At 74.2% G+C, this 20,247-nt stretch carries 13 protein-coding genes; 4 read left to right on the plus strand and 9 right to left on the minus strand.

Annotation, left to right across the window (positions count from 1 at the left end):
* Positions 1-39: 39 nt before the first annotated feature.
* From AB0G01_RS17605 to AB0G01_RS17625, 5 genes are all read right to left on the minus strand, one after another.
* Complete coding sequence (locus AB0G01_RS17605; RefSeq protein WP_360946442.1) at positions 40-1,056, minus strand: alpha/beta fold hydrolase; 1,017 nt, start codon at positions 1,054-1,056, stop codon at positions 40-42.
* A gap of 278 nt (positions 1,057-1,334) precedes the next feature.
* Positions 1,335-2,825 carry a class I adenylate-forming enzyme family protein gene (locus tag AB0G01_RS17610; RefSeq protein ID WP_360946445.1) on the minus strand — a complete coding sequence of 497 codons (1,491 nt, stop codon included), beginning with the start codon at positions 2,823-2,825 and terminating at the stop codon, positions 1,335-1,337.
* Positions 2,822-4,207, minus strand: coding sequence for a CoA transferase (locus tag AB0G01_RS17615; protein ID WP_360946448.1), 1,386 nt, complete (start codon positions 4,205-4,207; stop codon positions 2,822-2,824). Before AB0G01_RS17615 ends, AB0G01_RS17610 begins: the two co-directional genes overlap by 4 nt.
* Positions 4,204-5,055: a class I SAM-dependent methyltransferase gene (locus tag AB0G01_RS17620; RefSeq protein WP_360946451.1), complete on the minus strand. Its 852-nt coding sequence runs from the start codon at positions 5,053-5,055 to the stop codon at positions 4,204-4,206. The genes AB0G01_RS17615 and AB0G01_RS17620 overlap by 4 nt, the downstream gene beginning before the upstream one ends.
* A gap of 118 nt (positions 5,056-5,173) precedes the next feature.
* The gene (locus tag AB0G01_RS17625; protein ID WP_360946454.1) at positions 5,174-5,995 is read right to left on the minus strand and encodes a 1,4-dihydroxy-2-naphthoate prenyltransferase; all 822 of its coding nucleotides are present in this window, start codon (positions 5,993-5,995) and stop codon (positions 5,174-5,176) included.
* Positions 5,996-6,615: 620 nt separating this feature from the next.
* On the opposite strand from AB0G01_RS17625, the gene AB0G01_RS17630 reads away from it, so the two are divergent.
* Both AB0G01_RS17630 and AB0G01_RS17635 read left to right on the plus strand, forming a co-directional pair.
* The gene (locus tag AB0G01_RS17630; RefSeq protein ID WP_360946457.1) at positions 6,616-7,629 is read left to right on the plus strand and encodes a Gfo/Idh/MocA family oxidoreductase; all 1,014 of its coding nucleotides are present in this window, start codon (positions 6,616-6,618) and stop codon (positions 7,627-7,629) included.
* Positions 7,619-8,458 (plus strand): sugar phosphate isomerase/epimerase family protein, encoded by an 840-nt coding sequence (locus AB0G01_RS17635; protein ID WP_360946460.1) that lies wholly within the window; start codon positions 7,619-7,621, stop codon positions 8,456-8,458. Before AB0G01_RS17630 ends, AB0G01_RS17635 begins: the two co-directional genes overlap by 11 nt.
* 171 nt (positions 8,459-8,629) lie before the next feature.
* Here AB0G01_RS17635 and AB0G01_RS17640 read toward each other — a convergent pair whose 3' ends face one another.
* From AB0G01_RS17640 to AB0G01_RS17650, 3 genes are all read right to left on the minus strand, one after another.
* Entirely contained in the window at positions 8,630-9,877 is a 1,248-nt protein-coding gene (locus AB0G01_RS17640) for a nucleotide sugar dehydrogenase (protein WP_360946463.1), read from the minus strand.
* Positions 9,878-11,285: 1,408 nt separating this feature from the next.
* Positions 11,286-11,828 carry a hypothetical protein gene (locus tag AB0G01_RS17645; RefSeq protein ID WP_360946466.1) on the minus strand — a complete coding sequence of 181 codons (543 nt, stop codon included), beginning with the start codon at positions 11,826-11,828 and terminating at the stop codon, positions 11,286-11,288.
* A gap of 1,115 nt (positions 11,829-12,943) precedes the next feature.
* Positions 12,944-13,819: an LLM class flavin-dependent oxidoreductase gene (locus AB0G01_RS17650; protein ID WP_360946517.1), complete on the minus strand. Its 876-nt coding sequence runs from the start codon at positions 13,817-13,819 to the stop codon at positions 12,944-12,946.
* A 258-nt stretch (positions 13,820-14,077) separates the two neighbouring features.
* On the opposite strand from AB0G01_RS17650, the gene AB0G01_RS17655 reads away from it, so the two are divergent.
* Both AB0G01_RS17655 and AB0G01_RS17660 read left to right on the plus strand, forming a co-directional pair.
* Positions 14,078-17,875 carry a Pls/PosA family non-ribosomal peptide synthetase gene (locus tag AB0G01_RS17655; protein ID WP_360946469.1) on the plus strand — a complete coding sequence of 1,266 codons (3,798 nt, stop codon included), beginning with the start codon at positions 14,078-14,080 and terminating at the stop codon, positions 17,873-17,875.
* On the plus strand, positions 17,842-19,119 hold the full coding sequence (locus AB0G01_RS17660; protein ID WP_360946472.1) for a M1 family metallopeptidase: 1,278 nt from the start codon (positions 17,842-17,844) through the stop codon (positions 19,117-19,119). Before AB0G01_RS17655 ends, AB0G01_RS17660 begins: the two co-directional genes overlap by 34 nt.
* 42 nt (positions 19,120-19,161) lie before the next feature.
* Here the strand turns inward: AB0G01_RS17660 and AB0G01_RS17665 are convergent, their stop codons facing one another.
* A complete protein-coding gene (locus AB0G01_RS17665) occupies positions 19,162-20,046 on the minus strand; it encodes a M28 family peptidase (protein ID WP_360946475.1) in 885 nt (294 codons plus the stop codon).
* Between the last annotated feature and the right edge of the window lie 201 nt (positions 20,047-20,247).

Genomic DNA, 20,247 nt, shown 5'->3' on the forward strand with positions numbered 1-20,247 from the left:
CGGACCGGCACCGCCCGTTCCCGGCCCGGGGCGCGCGTTTCAGCCGAAGTGCGCGGTCATCCAGTTCAGCACGGCGGTGCGGTAGTCCCCGGCGTTGGGCGCGTAACCGAGGGTGTGGCCGGCGTCCGGCAGGAGGAAGGCGTCCACCGGGGTGCGCGGCGCGAAGTACGGCTCCTCGGAGTCCAGGAACCGGGTGCGGTCCGCGCAGAACGCCCCGCAGAACAGGGCGTCGAGCTGACCGTTCACCAGCAGCACCGGGACGGAGATCCCCCGCGTCAACGGGCTCAGGATCGCCAGCGGCAGCAGGTCCGGCACGATCGTCGCGGGCACCTGGTCCTTGGTCGCCTCGTCCGCCGCGACCACCGCCGGGTCCGCCACCCCCGGGTCGTGGAACACCCGGCGCGCGTCCGGCGCGGTGGTGAGGTAGCCGGGGTCGCCGCCGCGCCTGGACAGCGCCGGGTCGAACAGCGCCGGCCGCAGGCCCTCGACGAAGAGCCCGACGGCCGCGGGGAGGTCCACCGAGTGGCTGAACCCGGTGAGCACCACGCCGGCCACGTCCCGGTTCCCGGCCGCCGCCACCGCGACCAGGGCCGACCCCATGGAGTGGCCGACCAGCACCACGCGGTCGAAGCGGTGGCCGAGCACCCGGCCAGACCGGAGCCCGCCGACCACCTGGCGCACCACGGACGCCTGGCCGACCCCGGTCACCAGCGCGCTGAGCGGCTGGGAGCTCCGGCCCGAGCCGACGCAGTCGATGGCGAACGTCGCCACGCCGCGCCGGGCCAGGTCCCGCTGGTAGGAGTACCGGCCGCCGTCGTGGGGCAGGTCCCAGTAGTGCCGGTTGTAGGTGGCCCCGTGGACGAGGAGCTGGACGGTGTCCGGGGTGGTCGCGCTCGGGCGGCAGAGCTGGCCGTGCACGGTCTGGGTGAACAGACCGAGCGACACCGGCAGGTCGGTTTCGGCGCACTCGACGGCGGAGGCTTCGGCGGACGGGGTGAGGAGCGTCGCGGAGAGCAGGAGCGACGCGGCCAGGGCGCGAAGTGGTCGCACGGCCATCCTCTCGGGGATTCGCGTGGGTGTCGGGGAGGGCGGCGAGCAGGCTACAACCGTGGCGGCGGCGGGTACTCCCGGGTAATCGCGATCACCCCGTCGAGTGGTGGATCTCCCCCGGAGGAAGGCCGCGGAATGCGGCTTGCCGACCCGTTTCCCACCCGCACGGCCCGGTGCCCGTCGGCCGCGCGCGACGACGCCGCGCCGTGGAGTTCCGACGCTCCCTCGTTTTTCGCCGTCGGCGCGCGGGACGGCGCAGCCCGGTCCGCCGGGCGGGACGACCGTCACCGGGCTCCTCCGTGCCGCTCGGCGGCGAGCCGGGTCAACGTGCGCAGGCAGACCTTCCCGGTGTGCGCCACCGGGAACTCGGCCAGCACCAGCAGGAACTCGGGCAGCTCGCGCCGGGTCACGCCCTGCCGGTCGGCCAGGAACGAGGTGAGCTGGCGCAGGTCCGGTGCGGGGTGCCCGGGTTTCGGGCTGACGCAGGCGCACAGCCGCTCGCCCAGTTCCCGGTCCGGCACCGGCACGCACGCCACCTCCGACACGCCGGGGTGCGCGCCGAGCGCCCGCTCCACCTCGGCGGGGCTGATCGGGTAGCCGTCCCGCACGACGACCCGGTCCAGCCGCCGCACCACGTGCAGCGCGCCGGTCTCGTCGAACCGCCCCCGGTCGCCGGTGCGCACCCAGCCGCCGGGCAGCCGGGGCGAGGGCGCGTCGACGTGGCACAGCGGTGTCACCGGGCCCAGGGCGCAGACCTCGCCGTCGACGACCCGGACGTCGGCGACGGCGGGATCGGGCCGGCCCACGCCGTGCTCCGGGGTCGTGGTGTGGCAGACGACGCCGTCGGACGAGCCGTAGACGTCGATCACGTCGACGCCGAAGACCTCCCGGCAGGCCCGCAGCACGGGCAGCGGCAGCACGCCACCGCCGGACACCACGGCCCGCAGCGACGAAGTGTCCACAGTGGACGCCGAAGCGGCCATCCGGAAGAGCATCGCGGGCACGCCGAACACGTGGGTCGGCCGCTGGGTGGCGATCACCCGCAGCGCGGCGGCGGCGTCGAACCGGCGCATCAGCAGCACCGTGCCGCCGAACCGGCACAGCGTCACCGCCGCGCCGAACGACCCGGACGCCGACGACAGCGGCACCAGCACCAGGTCCCGCCACACCTCCGTGTCCCCGTGCACCGCCCGCAGGTGGTTGCCCCGGCCGCCAGCGATCGCATTGTGCGTGTAGGCCACCAGGTCCGGCTCCGCGCCGGAAGACACCAGGATGCGCGCCGGGGCCTCCGGGTCGACCGGCGACGGCGTCCGGTCCGGGCCCCGGGCCGTCACCGGCAGCACGTCGCGCAGGTGCCGCAGACCACGCGGAGCGGGCGCGTCGGTGATCAGCGCGCTCGCCCGGGTCCTGCGCAGCACGCTCGCCGCGTCCGTCAGGCCGCCCCCGAACGGCAGCACCACCGCGCCGATCGCGGCCACCGCCAGCTCGGCGACCACCGCGTCCCGGCCGTTGGGCACCCGCACGCCGATGACGTCCCCGGGCCCGAACCCGTGCAGCGCACCGGCCAGCCCCCGCACCTCCGCGTCCAGCGACGCGTAGTCCAGCGCGCCGCGCTCGTCCACCACGGCGGTGCGCCGGGGGTGGCGGGCGACCCGGTCCAGGAACAGCGCGTACAGGTCGCGGTCCGGGCAGTGCCCGGCCGCCACCCAGGACCGCCGGGTTTCCGCCGGCACCAGGTCGCGCAGCTCGATCCCGTTGGTCGAGCACCAGGTCATCGCGGGAACTCCCAGGGTGAGGCGGGGAACGCGCAGCCCTCCCGGACGAGCGCGCGGGCGAACCGGGGGTCGCGGGCGAGCGCCGCCAGGTCCGTGCACACCGGCACGGTCAGCGGGGCCGCCGACCGCCCGCGCGACCGGGCGTTGAGCCGGGACGCGGCGGACAACAGCGACGTCTCGACCGACTGGCCGCGCCCGGTCCGCGCCCGGCGCAGCAGCCCGTCCACGACACCGCGTGCCGCGACCAGCCCGCCGAACACGTCCACGACGCCCACCAGCGTCGACGGCACCCCGGCGTGCGCCTGGACCAGGAAATCGGTGCCCGGCGGCGCTTGCGGGCCGAGTTCGTCGCCCCAGCCGGAGGTGTGGGCGTAGACGATCCCCGGCCGCACGCGCGCGAGGTCCGCCGGCCCCGACGCCCACGCGGCGGCCCGGCGCGGAGCCCAGTCGTGCAGGAACACGTCCGCCACCGACGCCAGCTCCAGCAGCGACCGCCGCCCGGAGCCGGTGCCCAGGTCCACCTCCACCACCTGCTTGCCCCGGTTCAGCGCCAGGAACCGGGCCGAGCAGCCGCCCACCATCGGCGGCACGCCGCGCAGCGGGTCACCGCCGGGCGGCTCGACCCGCACCACGGTCGCGCCCAGCAGGCCCAGCAGGTGACCGGCCATCGGCCCCCGCACCCGGTGGCACGACTCCAGCACCACCAGGCCGGACAGCGGCAGCGGCCCGCCCGGCGGCAGCGGCGGCGCGTCGCCCAGCGGCGTCATCAGGTACGCGGGCAGGTCGTCCACGGCCCGCGACGCCACCCGGACCAGCGTGGTCGCGGTCCGCCGGGCGACCTCCTCCAGCACGCCGATCGAGGTCCGCGCGGTCAGCTCGAAGAGGTCGGCGGGCAGCGGGCAGGTGGCCGTGGCGCACCGGTTCAGGAACGGCCGCCGGCCCAGCGCCGCGGTCCTCGGGTCCGCGCCCAGCATCGTCCAGAACCGCTGCCACACCTCGGTGTGCAGCGCCTCCAGCTCGAAGGCCACGCCCTCCACCGACCGGAACGGCGGCCCGCCCGGCTCGTGCGGTTCGGGCCACCCCTCGGCGGTGGCCGCCGCCAGGTACTGCGAGACGGTGAGCAGCGCGGCCTGGGCCACCGACGTGGTGGCCGGCCGCAGCGCGATCCCGCGCGCCCGCGCGAGTTCCACCGCCCGCGCGCCGATCCCGGCCAGTTCGGCCGCGCTGATCGACGCGTGGTCCAGGCCCAGCCGGGTGGGCCGGCCGAACCGGCGGCCGTGCAGGTGCATCAGCCCGCACGCCGCCTGCACGTCCAGCTCGCCCGCCAGCGGCAGGTCCACCGGCCCGGCCCAGGTCACGGCCTCCAGCGCGGCGGCGGTCACGGTCGCCTCCCGTGCACCGAGTAGAACACGCACGACGACGCCCGGAACGAGGGGTCGGCCAGCACCTCGCGCACCCGGTGCAGGTCCTGGTCGGTCATCCCGGCCGCCACCAGCTCGTCGCGCAGGTGGTGCGTGTGGTGCACGAGCAGCCGCACGGCGGGCGAGTCCGCGCGCCACGGCTGCGTCACCGGCACCGGGTCGACGTCCACCAGACCCGCGGCCACCATCGAGGCGGCGACCTCGCGGCCCCACTCGCCGGCCGACCCGGCCGCCGCGCGCACCCGCTCCTCCGCCGCGGTGAACTCCCGGTAGCACCGGGCGGCCTCGGCGTCGGGCGCGACCAGGACCGGCGCGTAGCTCTTGTCGAACTCGTCGACCTGCAACCAGCCGCCGGGTCTGAGCGACCGGACCAACTTGCGCAGCACCGCTTCCCGCTCGGGCAGGTGGGCCAGCACGAACCGGGCGTGGACGAGGTCGAACTCGCCTTCGCACAGCGGGTCCAGCACCACGTCGTGCCGCCGCACGACCAGTCCCGGCGCGGGCGGCACGTGCCGCGGGTCGAGGTCGGTCGCGAGCACGGACCCGGACCGGTGGGCGAGCCAGTGCGCCACGCTGCCGCCGCCCGCGCCGACCTCCAGGCAGTGCCAGCCCTTGCGCACGCCGGTCCGGGCCAGCCGGGCCAGCGTCACCGGGTCGTAGGCGGCGGCCAGGCACCGGAACCGCTCGGCGGCGTGCTGGCCGCGCTCGGCGAAGACGTACCCGGGCGCGGTCACGTCCACCGCCCCGGCCGGCGCGCCCCGACCGGCACCCGGTTCGCCGGTCGCCCGGCCGAGCCGGGCACCGCGCACTCCACCTCGGGCACTTTCTCCTCCACCACGACCTCGCTCTCCCGACAACTCGGCTTTAAAAGGAACCGGCACGCGCGCGGCGACGCCCGCCAAAGGGCCACGACGTCCGCCTCGGTGTTCACAGCAGGTTCACCACCACGAGCGCGGCCACCGTGGTCCGGTGGGTGAGGACGCCCAGCCCGCGAGCCCGCGCCAGGTCGCCCAGCCCGAACCCGACCCGCGACTGGTCGAGGCGCAGGAGCATCGTGGGCAGCATCGCCGGCGACAGCCACCACGGAGCGCCCGCGAACGGCGCGCTGAGGATCAGCGCGAACTCGACCGACGTGAGCGCCACCACGAACCGCCTGTCGCCGCCGACGTCACGGGTGTCGGCGTAGACGGCGGCCAGCAGCGGGCCCAGGCCGAAGATCAGCGCCTGCACGACGACACCGGCGTGCACCGCGCCCACCGCCAGGCCGTGGGGCACGAGCACCACCGCCGAGCCCACGGCGACCGGGAAGATCTCCGCGAAGCCGCGGTGGCTCGGCTTCCGGCCCCACGAGTACCGGAGGGCGAGGGCGAACGTCACCCCCATCAGCACGAGCGTCCACAGCGGAGCGTGCGGTGCGATGGCGGCGGCCGACAGCCACAGCGCACCGCCGGCCGTCCCGGCGACCCCGGCGAACGCGAGCGCCTGCCGCGCGGACGTGGTCCGGTCACCGCCGGCCCGGTCGCCGCCGGCGCGGAACCCGGCCACGTCGTCCAGCGCCACGACGGCGACGAACGTGCAGACCGCACCGAGCAGGACCAGCCCGGTGGTGGCGAGCACGCGGCCGTCGGCGCGGAGGTCCGGGGCCAGCAGCGCCCACGCCACCAGGACGCCCAGGTGGCGGTCGACGATGTCGGGCGTCGCCGGCCGGGCGAAAGCCCGCACCCGGCCCGGGGCGGCCGGGGCGGTCACGACAAGTCCTGCGACGTCATGGCGTCGGCGGGCCGCGCCCGTCGCGCACGCATCACGGTTTCCCACACCCCGGTCCGGGAATCGTCACGCGAATCCTCCCGACGTGGAATTCCTCGATTCCCCCGCACACCACGTCCACGTCGCCGCGACGTCGGGGAAATCGTCGGACCGGTGCCCCGGATCGGTGAACAACGGCCGGCGCGCAATGGCGTCGGGCAGTGGACCACCGGGCAGCGGACCGCCACCCGGCGCAGGCCGCTGACGTGCCCGCCGACCCCGATCACCTCGACGCCGAGCGGATACCCGCCCTCCCGGCGCACCCCGACAATGCACTGCCGCGTTATCGGCCCTCTTCGCGAGAATGTGGCGGATTGCGTGAAGAATGGGACGGGCAGTGCGCTCACCTCCGCTGACGAAGCACGGCTCGGAGCGTATTGCAGGCGTCCCGGAGGACCTTCGCACGCACGGGAATTCACTCTTCCTGGTCAACTAGGCCGGATCGCATTGACAGCACGGGCCCAGTCGTACAACGTCGTTATCGATCGAATTAGGTCGTTTAATTCGCATGCGTCGCGAACACACCGGACGGACACAGGGGCTCAATGGTGCGGACACTCGTCGTGGGACTCGGCCGAGCCGGAGCGGAGTTGCACCTCCCGGTGCTCGCCAAGGCGCGGGCCGGCACCCGCCGGCTGTTCGACGGGGAACCGGTGGTCGCCTGCGACCCGCGCCGGGTGCTGGGCGACCGGCCCGGCCTGGTGACGGTGACCAGCCTCGCCGAGGCGGCGGCGCTGGTCGACCCGGCGGACACCGTCGCGCACGTGTGCACACCGCCCACCGTGCGCACGGAGGTGATCGGCGAACTCGCCGAGCGCGGTTTCCGCCACCTGGTCGTGGAGAAGCCGCTGGCCGCCGACACCGACGACCTGGCCCGGATCATCCGGCTGCGCCGCAAGCACGGCCTGCGCGTCGCGGTGGTCGAGCCGTGGCTGACCAGCGCGCTGACCGTGCGGTTGACCGAGCTGGTGCGCGGCGGCGTGCTCGGCGAGCCGAAGTCGATCACGATCGTGCAGAACAAGCCGCGCTTCCGCCGGTCGCTGGCCCGGCCCAGCCACCCGACCGCGTTCGACGTGGAGCTGCCGCACGGCGTCGGCCTGGCGCTGCGCCTGGCCGGCAACGCCCGGGTCACCCACGCCGCCGGGTTCGACCTGGTGGTCGGCGACGTCGTGGTGCCCCGGATGGGCGGCGCGCGGGTCGGGTTGCGGCACAACAGCGGCGTGCGCACGGAGATCAGCTCCGACCTGACCTCGCCGGTGCGCGAGCGCCGCATCACGGTCAAGTTCGAGCGGGGCACCGCGGTCGGCCACTACGCGGTGAGCGCCGACGACGACCACTCGCAGCTCTCGGTCACGCTCAACGGCCACCGCGAGCGCGAGGTGCTGCACGACGATTCGCTGACCGAGTGGATGATCCGCGCCTACCAGCTCTTCCGGGGCGTCGGGGACCAGCACGCGCGGGGTTTCGCGTTCGCCACCGACGTGGTGCAACTGCTGTCGGTGGCCAAGAACATCTGCGCCGAGCCGGTCGTCCCGGCCACCCGCTCGGAATCCGCGGTGATCGCCCATGCCCGTTGAGCACCCGCCCGCCCGGCCCGGCGAGGTGCTGGCGGGGATCACCGACGAGGCGGCGCACGACCTGCCGGGCCAGCTCGCGGTGCTGGCCGAGCTCGGCTGGTCGGCGATCGAGCTGCGCACGGTCGACACCGTCCCGATCGCCGAGCTGGACGACCACCGGTTCACCGGCATCGCGAAGACCCTCGCCGACCACGGCGTGCACGTGGTCTGCCTGGCGTCCCGGATCGGCGGCTGGGGCCGGCCGGTGTCCACCCCGTTGGAGCACGACCTCGCCGAGCTCGACACGCTCGCCCGCCGGTGCGGCGAACTCGGCACCCGGTACATCCGGATCATGTCCTACCCCAACTGCGGCCTTCCCGAGGCGCGCTGGCGGGACCGGGTCGTCGCCCGGATCGCCGTGCTCGCCGAGGCCGCCGAGAATGCCGGGGTGGTGCTGCTGCACGAGAACTGCTCGGGGTGGGCGGGCACCGACGCCGGGCGCGCGCTGGAACTGCTCGACGAGGTCCGCAGCCCGGCGCTCAAGCTGCTCTTCGACACCGGCAACGGCGTGGCCCACGGCTACGACGGGTACGCGCTGCTGGAAAAGGTCTTGCCGCACGTGGTCCACGTGCACGTCAAGGACGCGGTCGGTGACCGCTTCGTAGCACCGGGGCAGGGTGCCGCGAGGGTCGCCGACTGCGTGAAACTCCTGCGGGACAACGGTTACCGGGGTGCGTGGTCGCTCGAACCGCACGTCGCCCTGGTCCCGCACCGGGCGGGGGTCCTGGCGGCGGACGCGGCCGGGGCGTTCGTCGCGGCGGGTCGGGCGATGGCCCACCTGCTGCGCTGATCGCGGCTGGTCGCCACCGGCCGCCGGGCTGTCGCGGCTGTCGCGCGCGGGCAGGCCGGGAGTGCTTCGCCGTGCTGTCGCGCCCGATCGGCGGCACGGCCGGCAGAAGCCCGCCTGAGGGGCCCCGAGCACCGCCCGGGGCCCTTCGCCGACCGCTCCCCCGGGCCCGGACTACAGGCGTTGGACTTCCCCTCCGGGCACGCGGCCCGTGACGTCGAGCAGGAGCCGCGCGCGCCTGGCCAGGTGGCCGAGGTCGTAATCGCGGTGCGGGACGAGCAGGACGGTGGCGTCCGACTCGCGCAGCGCCGCGTCCAGGTCCGGCACGGGCGGGCCGAGCTGCGGCACCTCGCCGGCCACCGGGTCGTGGTAGGCGATCCGCGCCCCGAGCGCGGCCAGCCCGGCGGCGACCCGGAGCGCGGCCGACTCCCGGGTGTCGGGCACGTCGGCCTTGTAGGTCACGCCCAGCAGCAGCACCCCGGCCCCGGCGACGGTCTTGCCGTCGCCGGCGAGCAGCCGCGCCACCCGGTCCACCAGGTAGCCGGGCATGGTCCGGTCGACCTCGCGGGCCGCTTCCACGACGGTCAGGCGCGCGCCCTCGCGGCGCGCCTTGTCCAGCAGGTAGCGGGGGTCGATCGGGATGCAGTGGCCGCCGACGCCCGCGCCCGGGGTGAACGGCGCGAACCCGAACGGTTTCGTCGCCGCGCAGTGCAGCACGTCCCACACGTCCAGGCCGAGCTGGTCGCAGAACACCGCCATCTCGTTGACCAGCGCGATGTTCACGTACCGGTAGGTGTTCTCCAGCAGCTTGGCCATCTCCGCCTCGCGGGTGCCCTTGGCCACCACGACGGTCTCCACGAAACGCCCGTAGAACGCCGCGCAGTGCTTGGCGCACAACGGGGTGTGCCCGCTGACGACCTTCGGGGTGTTGCGGATGCCGTGCCGCCGGTTGCCGGGGTCGATGCGCTCCGGCGAGTACGCGAGCGGGAAGTCCTCGCCCGCGACCAGGCCGTGCCGCTCCAGGATGGGCCGCACCACCTCGTCCGTGGTGCCCGGGAAGCTGGTGGACTCCAGCACCACCAGGGTGCCGGGGCGCAGGTGGTCCGACACCGTCGCCGCCGCCGCGCGCACGGCGGACAGGTCGGGCCGCCCGTCCGGCCCGAGCCCGGTGGGGACGCAGATCACGACGGTGTCGGCGGTGGTGATCACGGACGGGTCGGTGGTGGCCGTGAAGCCGGTGGCGAGCATTCCCCTCAACTGCGCCGGGGTGACGTCGGGAACGTGCGAGAAACCTGCGGCGAGCCGGTCGCGGACCGTCGGCGAGATGTCGTATCCGATGACCGACTGGCCCGCGGCACTCGCCGCGGCCGCCAGGGGAAGTCCAACGTAACCGACTCCCACGACGACGAGATCGACGGACACGTGCGCCCTTTCCACCGCATCGGATGTGGTGTGCCCCATGGTTCTCACCCGGTTGGTTCGCATCCGTCCGCTCACCCGCGAGACGGTGCGGCGGGCAGCGCTGTGGCAGAGCGTTTCATCCCAGAACCTCCACAAGGGACAGCGAGCCCGGAGGGGCCCTCGCTCTCCGCAAGCTAACAGTCACCCTGAGCTAGAAGCAGGGGCTGCTTCGAACACCACCCGCACAGGTTGTCGCCCACTCCAGAGTTTCATCCGGATGGCAGCGGTCGGCCGTCCGGCGGTGGTGATTCGTGGTTGCACGTGCACGAATTCACAAGGTCGAGGGATTCTCGCCCGCCGACTTCCGCGATCCTGCGGACACGCCGAACGCACGGCGTGACCACGTCGACACGGACCGCACATGTGCGGTCACCGTGCGCGACCCGCCCCCGCACCCACGAACCGCGTCCCCCATCGGACAGGTGGGTCTCGGCGATGGGCCAGGCCCGGCCCCTCCGGGGCGACCCGTCACGCGCCGGGCGCGCGATGCGGCTCGGCAGTCCCGGCCGACAGCTCGGCCGACCCGGACCACGCGGGCCTGTGCCGTCCATTGTGGACCACCCATTGGCCCGCGCTTCCGCTTACCCGATCGCAGCGCGGTCAAACCCTCCGATCGCACCATTCCCGGATCGGCAGACGGTCCAACGGCGGCACCCGGCGCGCCGAGCGGAGTCCGGTGGAGTACCCGGATGGATTCCGTGCGGGACAAGGCATTCCGGTGAACCGGTAGCGCGCTCGGGCAATCGCACCAAGGGGCTCTACGCCGACGGGCCGCACGCCGGTCGCGGCCCGGCGGGTGGCGCAGCCCGGCGGTGCTGATGGTCCGCCGGGTGCGCCGGGCGTAGCCTTCCAGGTCGCGCGGCCCATCGGCAGTGGCAACGGGCAGGTCGCCGGGCCGACTCGGTACGCCACCGGAACTCCTTGCGGGAACGCGGTGTTGTCCTGGCACAGTACGCCGCCGAGGTCCCGCGCGCCGGCCGCGAACAGCGCGCCGCCATTCGCGGCAAGGCTTCCCGGCATTCGCGGTAGAGCCCGCCCGGACTCCGGCACTCCGCGCCGTGCGCCTCGTGCGCCGGGGAGGTCGACAGACTTGGTACACAAGGGACACAGCCGGTCGTGCCCCTGGTGCCACCGCCGACCCCAGGGGATTCCGCCTGGTTCGGCCCGACGTCCACACCGGCTCGCCGACGAGCAGTTTCGGGGTGAACCGTTGTGCCACAAAGAGATCTCGCACCACCCGAGCGGGCGGTACGCCGAACGCCGCGACCCGGAGGGGTTCGGCATCCCGCACGCCCGTCGACATCGGTGATCCGCAGTGGACACTGTGCGGGGCAACGCGTGGGGGCGGGCCGCTCGGGCCCGCCCCGGATCAGCCGGCGGGCGTCTGGAAGACCACCATGGGCACCTGCGGGCGCGGCTTCGGCGATTCGGTCGCCTGCTCGGCCACGGTCACGCCGGAGTTCTGCGTCTCGGAGAACTGCGATCCGGAGGTCTGGGACCCCGACGCCTGGGTCCCGGACGCCTGGGTCCCCGGTGCGGGCACCTCGAACGAGGCGGCCCACGCCTTGGAGTCGTCCTCGCCCTCGGCCGGTGACCGGCGGCGGTCGGAGGTCTGCACGGCCGCGTCCCACGCCGCGTCGGACCGGGCGTCGGTCACGCCGGGCGCGTCCATCGCGGTCGCCCAGGCGCTGTCCGCCCGGTCGGAGACCACCTCGGCCGCCGTGGCGGCCACGGGCTCCGCGGTGAGCTGCTGTTGCACCCGGGTGATCCAGAGCAACCACATGGCCTCGTCGCGGTGCCCGCGGAACTCGGCCTTCAACCCCGACAACGCGCCCCGCACCCTGGCCCTGAGCACCTGGTCGTCACGCACCGCCGCCCACACGGCACGCGTGGTGCCGTCCGTGACGCGCACGTGCGCCCGCACCTGTTCGCCCAACTCGTCCGCTGAAAGCGCCGACCACGCTGTGACGATTCTCCGGCCACTGGTCATGCCGCACATCCTGTCCGATCGCCGCGCCGCATGCCGTGCCGACACGAAGTAACAAATATCTCGTGTCGGCGGGTATCCGGCGGTGCCCGAATGGACCGCGACCGTCAACGCCCGGTTCCCGCGGACGACGACAGTCCCAACTCCCCTTGCCCCTGTTTGAGCGTCGAGTGCGGATCGGCTCCTGTGCAGATCGCTTTCCCGACTGCCTCCATCATGCCATCCCGGATTCGCCGGCAGCCACACACCGGGAACGAAACTCGCGCCGTCGCCCCCCGACTCCGCTCTGATCAGCGGGTTTACCGCCGGCGAAGCCGATAAACCGGTCACCGCCGATCACCGGACCGGGCCCCGACGGCGGGCGACCGGCCGCACCGGGGCGGTGCCGAGGGCGTCCGCACTGGTCAGGAAGTCGGCGGAGGTCCACCACGCTCGACCACCGGTAAGTCCAGGACCACGCCGCGCCTCTTCGACGCGGGCGCACGCGCCGTAAAGCCGGGGCCTGGCAGACCACCGGCCCTGTTGAGCGCTCCGGCGGGAGTCGGTCGGGGGATAAGCCGAGAGGCGGGCGGACGAGGTAAGTCCGCCATCCCCGGCCGGCGCATCGTTCACACCCGTTCGTACGCAGGTGGTCACAGTTCGTGGGCGGTTCGTCGCAGTAGGTGCGATCCGGTGAAGTGCGTGACGGTTCGGACGCGCGGAGTACCGGACCTCGACGCCGTCCCGGTCGCGCTTCTCGGCGGTGCTCCCGCGGTTTCCGGGAATCGGACGCGGTGCCGGACGGGACGGAAATCCGAGTGCCCGAGCGCGCGGTGCGGGAATTCCACCGGGGCCCGCCGGCGTCCCGATCCCTTTCGCACCCCATCCGGCCGGACGGCGCACCGCGCCGGTCGGGGTGGACCGCCCGGCCGGGAGCCGACACTGTCTACAGTGGACCGCATGCGGTATCCAGCTTCGTCAAGCGCCGCAACAGGAAACGGGCCGACACGCCCGGCGGGACATGACCAGGCCGTGAAATTCGGGTGACCGGCGGGGAAATGTCAGGCCAACTCGGGAAGAACTTCGGCGGCGATGGTGTCGAGGAGACCCTCGTCGCCGGCGAACACCCCCGACTCCCTCGGCCATGGCGCGACCACGTCGGTGAAGCCCAGTTCCTCCGCGCGCCCCAGGAAGTCCCGGTAGCACTCGACGCTCGACAGCGAGAACACCGGCGCGGCGTCGGTCTGGAGGAACCGGCGCACCTCCGCCCCGTCCCGCCCGGACCTGATCAGCACGTCGTCCAGCCGGGTCGCCAACTCCCCCACCGAGGCCCACCACGGTTCCAGCGCGTCCTGGGAGGTGCCCGTGGTGATCCACCCCTGGCCGTAGCGGGCGACCAGCCCCAGCGCCTTGGGCCCGTTGGCCGCGACCACGAAGGGGATGCGCGGTCGCTGCACGCAACCGGGCAGGTTCCGCGCCCCGAGGGCCCGGTAGTAGTCACCCGTCCAGGTGACATTGTCCCGGGTCAGCAAGGCATCCAGCAGCTCCACGAACTCCGCGTACCGGCGGGCCGGACTGGCCGCGGCGTTCGTCCCGCCGAACACCTCCGTGTCGTAGCCGCGCATCCCGCCCGCGCCGACGCCCAGCGTGAACCGCCCGCCCGACACGTCGTCCAAGGCGATCAGCTCGCGCGCGAACGGCACCGGGTGGCGGAAGTTGGGCGAGGCCACCAGGACGCCCAGCTCGATCCGCGCCGTCGCCTCGGCGGCCAGCGCCAACGTGGGCACTGCGGAGAACCACGGGCCGTCCACGAGGGTGCGCCAGCCCAGGTGGTCGAACGTCCAGGCGTGGTGGAAACCGTAGCGCTCCACCGCCTGCCAGCGCGGTTTCGCCTCAGCCCAGCGATACTCGGGGAGGATGGTGATGCCGACCTTCATCCGCGCCACTCCAATCAGTCACCTTGTTCGATCGAACATAGCTGTTGTTCGAAAGTCAAGGCCGTTACCCCCTGTGAGGCCCCCCACTTCAGGTGTCGATCACCCGGACCGGCCCAGAACCCCAGGTAGAGTGGCAAATCGGCGATTCCGCGGCACGCGATCGCCGAGGCTGCCTGACCGGTCCCCACCGAGTGCGGCGCAGCTCCCCCATCTCGCGGAGGACGAAACAGTGCGTCTGCTTCCAGCCGGTGCCCGCCGGTGACCGTCGCCCCCGACCACCCCCTCGCTCCCGCGCTGTTCCGCGCCCGCCCCGCCGCGCCGGAACGCACCCTGCTCGACGTCCTGGCCGACACCGAGCGCCGGCACCCCGACGCGCCGGCGGTCGACGACGGCACGGTTTCGCTGACCTACCGCGAACTCCTCGACGCCGTCGACGGCACGCGGCGCGAACTCGCCGACCTCGGCGTCGGCGTCGGCGACCGGGTGGGCGTCCGCGTCCCGTCCGGCACCGTCGACCTCTACGTCTCGATCCTCGCGGTGCTCGCCGCCGGCGCGGCCTACGTGCCGGTCGACGCGGAAGACCCCGACGAGCGCGCCGAACTCGTGTTCGGCGAAGCCGACGTGTGCGCCGTGCTGACCGGGGGCCGCGCGATCGTCCCGCGCTCCACCCCGCTGGGGATGGTCGGCGCACCCGGCCCGGACGACGACGCCTGGATCATCTTCACCTCCGGGTCCACCGGCAAGCCCAAGGGCGTCGCGGTCTCGCACCGCTCGGCCGCCGCGTTCGTGGACGCCGAGGCCCGGCTGTTCCTCGCCGACGACCCGATCAGCCCGGACGACCGCGTCCTGGCGGGGCTGTCGGTCGCGTTCGACGCGTCCTGCGAGGAGATGTGGCTGGCGTGGCGCAACGGCGCGTGCCTGGTGCCCGCGCCGCGCTCGCTGGTGCGCACCGGCATGGACCTCGGGCCGTGGCTGGTGGAGCAGGAGATCACCGTCGTGTCCACGGTGCCGACGCTGGCCGCGCTGTGGCCGGTCGAGGCGCTCGACGACGTGCGGCTGCTCATCTTCGGCGGCGAGGCGTGCCCGCCGGAGCTGGCCGAGCGGCTCGCGGTCGAGGGCCGCGAGGTGTGGAACACCTACGGCCCCACCGAGGCCACGGTCGTCGCCTGCGGCGCGCCGCTGACCGGTGTCGGGCCGGTGCGCATCGGGCTCCCGCTGGACGGCTGGGAGCTGGCCGTGGTCGACGGCGAGGGCCGGGTGGTCCCGATGGGCGGCACCGGCGAGCTGGTGATCGGCGGCGTCGGCCTGGCCCGCTACCTGGACCCGGTCAAGGACGCCGAGAAGTTCGCGCCGCTGCCCGCGCTGGGCTGGTCCCGCGCCTACCGCAGCGGCGACCTGGTCAAGGCCGAGCCCGAGGGCCTGCTGTTCCTGGGGCGCGCCGACGAGCAGATCAAGCTGGGCGGCCGGCGCATCGAGCTCGGCGAGGTCGACGCGGCGCTCCAGGCCCTGCCGGGCGTGGCGGGCGCGGCGGCGGCCGTGCGGACCACCCGGGGCGGCAACCAGATCCTGGTCGGCTACCTGGTGGCCGGCGACGACTTCGACCGCCCGGACGCGGTGTCCCGGCTGCGGGCCGCGCTGCCCGCCGCGCTGGTGCCGCTGATCGCGGTGGTGGGCACGCTGCCCACCCGCACGTCCGGCAAGGTCGACCGCAACGCCCTGCCGTGGCCGCTGCCCGCGCTCGACACCGAGGCCGAGAGCCACCTCCAGGGCACCGAGGCGTGGCTGGCCGAGCAGTGGGCCGAGGTGCTCGGCTCGCGGGTCACCAGCTCCGACGCGGACTTCTTCGCCAGCGGTGGCGGCAGCCTGGCCGCCGCGCGGCTGATGTCGCTGGTGCGCACCCGGTTCGCCGAGGTGTCGGTCAGCGACGTCTACCAGCACCCGACGCTGCGCGCGTTCGCGACGCGGCTGGACGAACTGGCCGAGCACGACGCGCCGGTCCGGGAGGTCGTGCCCACGCCCCGCCGCGCGGCGCTGGTGCAGGCGCTGCTGACCGTGCCGCTGATGACCGTGGCCGGTCTGCGGTGGACGGTCGCGCTCGCCGCGATCGGCACCGTGCTCGGCCTGGTGGCGGTGCCGTGGTGGCTGATCGCGGTCGGGTGGCTGCTGTTCCTCAGCCCGCCCGGCAAGGTCGCGATCGCGGCGGGCGGCGCGCGCCTGCTGCTGCGCGGCGTCAAGCCGGGCACCTACCCGCGCGGCGGGAAGGTGCACCTGCGGCTGTGGACGGCCGAGAAGCTCGCCGAGCACAGCGGCGCGACGAACCTCGCCGGCTCGTGGATCACGCACTACGCCCGCGCGCTGGGCGCGAAGATCGGGCCGGACGTCGACCTGCACTCGATGCCGCCGGTCACCGGGCTGCTCAAGCTCGGCCGGGGCAGCGCCGTCGAACCCGAGGTCGACCTGTCCGGCACGTGGGTGGACGGCGACCGGGTGCGCATCGGGCGCATCCGGGTCGGCGCGGGTGCCACGGTCGGCGTGCGCAGCACGCTGTTCCCCGGCGCGCGGATCGGCAAGCGGGCCGAGGTCGCGCCCGGTTCCGGCGTGGTCGGCTCGGTGCCGACCGGCCAGCGGTGGGGGGGCGTGCCCGCGCAGCGCACCGGCAAGGCGTCCCGGCCGCGCGCGCGCCCGCCTCGGTCGCTGTGGTGGAAGAACGTGTACGGGGCCTCGACGTTCGCGCTGGGCCTGCTGCCCGCCGTGGCCGCGCTGCCCGCGCTGCTGCTGGTCGTGCACAGCCCGTTCACGCGGGGTCCGCTGACGTTGGGTTCCGCGCTGCTCGCGGTACCGGCGGCCACGGTGGCGTGGCTGGTCTCCTACGCGGTGCTGGTGCTGGTGTCGGTGCGCCTGCTCGGGATCGGGCTGCGGGCGGGGGTGTACCCGGTGCACAGCCGGGTCGCGTGGCAGGCGTGGACCACCGAGCGGTTGATGAACATGGCCCGGGTGGCGCTGTTCCCGTTGTACGCCAGCCTGTTCACCCCCGTGTGGCTGCGGATGCTCGGCATGCGGGTCGGCCGGGGCGTGGAGGCCTCGACCGTGCTGGCGCTGCCGAAGATGACCCGGATCGGCGACGGCGCGTTCCTCGCCGACGACACCATGGTCGCCTCCTACGAACTGGGCGGCGGCTGGCTGCGGATCGCCGCCGCGCGGGTCGGCAAGCGGGCGTTCCTGGGCAACTCCGGGATGACCGCGCCGGGCCGCGAGGTGCCGAACCGGGGGTTGGTGGGCGTGCTGTCGGCCGCGCCGAAGCGGGCCAAGGCGGGCAGCTCGTACCTGGGCATGCCGCCGATGAAGCTGCCGCGCGCGGTGGCGGACGGCGACCAGAGCCGCACGTTCGACCCGCCCCGGCGGCTGGTCGTGGCGCGGGCGCTGGTCGAGCTGTGCCGGGTCGTGCCGGTGATGTGCCACGTGGCGCTGGTCGTGCTGGTGCTGTTCGCGCTGCGCGGGCTGGGCGCGTTCGCGCCGCTGCTGGCCGGTGTGGTGCTGCTGGCGGCCGGCGTGGCGGCGTGCGCGGTGGCGCTGGTGGCCAAGTGGACGCTGATCGGGCGGTTCCGGCGGCGCGAGTACCCGCTGTGGAGCGCGTTCGTCTGGCGCAACGAGCTCGCGGACACGTTCGTCGAGGTCCTGGCGGTGCCGTGGCTGGTCGGCGCGGCGGGTGGATCGCCGCTGATGCCGGTCTGGCTGCGGGCGCTGGGCGCACGGATCGGGCGCGGCGCGTGGGTCGAGTCGTACTGGTTCCCGGAGGCCGACCTGGTCCGGTTGGGCGACGGCGCGACGGTGAACCGGGGGTGCGTGGTGCAGACCCACCTGTTCCATGATCGTATCCTGCGCATGGACCAGGTGACGTTGGCGGAGGGCTCGACGCTCGGACCGCACGGGATCGTGCTGCCCGGTGCGACGGTCGGCGCGCACACGACGGTGGGGCCCGCCTCGCTGGTGATGCGCGGCGAGGAGGTGCCGGCGGGCAGCCGGTGGCTGGGCAACCCGATCTCCGCGTGGCGATGACGGGCTACCTGGGGCAGCACGGGGACCCCGCGTGCCGGGTCGAGCACTACGACCTGGAACTGGACTACAAGCCGCTGACCGGCCGGCTGGCCGGGCGCGCCCGGCTGTGGGTGCGCACCGAGGGCCCGATCACGCTGGACTTCGGCCGGTTCGCCGTCGGCAAGGTCCTGGTCGACGGCAAGCCGGTGCGCTACACCCACGGCACCGGCAAGCTGCGCCTGCGGCACCGCGGTCGCGGGCGCGCCGTGGTCGAGGTGCGCTACTCGGGCGCGCCGCAGCCCATCCGCACGCGGCACTGGGGCGACCTGGGCTGGGAGCGGTTGGCGGACGGCGCGCTGGTGGCCGGTCAGCCGATCGGCGCACCGTCGTGGTTCCCGTGCAACGACCTGGTGCGGGACAAGGCGACCTACCGGATCTCGGTGACGACCGCCTCGCCGTACGCGGCGGTGGCCAACGGCGTGCTGGTCGACAAGCGGGTCGGCGGCAGCTCCACGACGTGGGTGTACGAGCAGGCCGAGCCGATGGCGGCGTACCTGGCGTCGGTGCAGATCGGCCAGTACGAGCGGCTGCCCCTGGCGTTGGGCCAGGAGGTGCTGGTGCCCGCGCGGTTGCGGCGGGCGGCGGCGCACGACTTCGCGCGCCAGCCGCGGATGGTGGCGCTGTTCGAGGAGCTGTTCGGGCCGTACCCGTTCCGCGAGTACCACGTGGTGGTGACCGACGACGAGCTGGAGGTGCCGGTCGAGGCGCAGGGCCTGTCGGTGTTCGGGGCGAACCACGTGGACGGCAGGCGCGGGTGCGAACGGCTCGTCGCGCACGAGTTGGCGCACCAGTGGTTCGGCAACAGCGTCGGGCTGGCGGACTGGCGGGACATCTGGCTGAACGAGGGGTTCGCCTGCTACGCCGAGTGGCTGTGGTCGGAGCACTCCGGCGGCCCGTCGGCGGCGGTGCAGGCGGTGCGGGCCCGCGCCCGGCTGGCGCGGCTCCCGCAAGACCTGCGGATCGGCGATCCGGGCGTGCCGAACCTGTTCGACGACCGGGTGTACCAGCGCGGGGCGCTCACGCTGCACGCGTTGCGGGAGAGGCTGGGCGACCAGGCGTTCTTCACCCTGCTGCGGGACTGGACGCGGGACTACCGGCACGCCACGGCGACGACGGCCGATTTCGTGGCACTGGCGCAGTGGCACAGCGTCGCACCGCTGGAGCCGTTCTTCGACGTGTGGCTGAACCAGCCGCGCCTGCCCTGAGCCCGGTGGCGGTCGGGGACCCTCGACCGCCACCGGCGCACGTCAGCGCGTGGCCCCGGCCAGGTTCCACGCGAGGTCCGCGGCGGCGGTGGCACCGGTCGCCACGACGGCCGCCGTCACGTTGGTGATGGTGTCGCACCGCGAGTGGTAGCACGGGTCGTTGCCGCTGGTGATGCCCGAGACGGGGACGCCGATCCGGGCGAACGACGCGTGGTCGCTGCGCCCGGCGATGTTCACCCCCCGGGTCGGGATGCCCCGGCCCTGGAAGTGCGCCTCGAACTGCCGGCGCAGCCCGGCGTTGTCGGTGTAGACGCCCCACGTGGTGGTGTTCTTCGCGCCCACCATGTCGAAGTTCAGGTAGGTCTTGATCCGGCCGCGCTCGGCGGCGGGCAGCCTGGAGGCGTAGTACTGCGAGCCGATGAGCCCGAGCTCCTCCGCGCCCCACCAGCCGAACCGCAGCCGCTTCTGCACGGCGGGCTTGGTGCGGGCCAGGGTGAGCGCGGTCTCCAGCACGGCGGCCGAGCCCGAGGCGTTGTCGTTGAGGCCCGGCCCGGCGGTCACCGAGTCGAGGTGCGCGCCGAGGAACACGACCTGGTTCGCATCGCCCTGCGGCCACTCGGCGATCACGTTCCAGCCGGTGGCCCCGCCGTGGGTGAACTGCTGGAGGGTGGTGGTGAACCCGGCCGCGTCCAGCCTGCCCTTCACGTAGTCCGCCGACGCCCGGTAGCCGGGCCGGCCGTGCGCCCGGTTGCCGCCGTTGGCGGTCGCGATGGACTGGAACTGCTGGAGGTGGACCTGGACGGCGTCGGCCGGGATCGGGGGTGGTGCGTCCGGGACCGCCGGCGCGGCCGAGGACGGTGCGGCGAGCCCCGCTCCGACCAGGGCCGCGATGGCGGCGGCCGAGCCGAGGATCTTCGCGATTCGCATGTGCGCTCCTAAACAGGGAGGAGTTCGCGCTCGGCGGCGGCGACTTCGCACGCTACCGGCTCCCCGGAGCGCCCGGCACGTGCTCGCGGCGCAACACGGGCAGCCGGACAGGCCCGTCCGATCGTCGGCCCGGCGCGCCCGGGGGAGGTCCCCCGGGCAGCGCCGGGCCGACCGACAGCGAGGCGTAGTGCGACGCCGCCG

The sequence above is a fragment of the Actinosynnema sp. NPDC023587 genome (assembly GCF_040640215.1).
Taxonomy (GTDB): domain Bacteria; phylum Actinomycetota; class Actinomycetes; order Mycobacteriales; family Pseudonocardiaceae; genus Actinosynnema.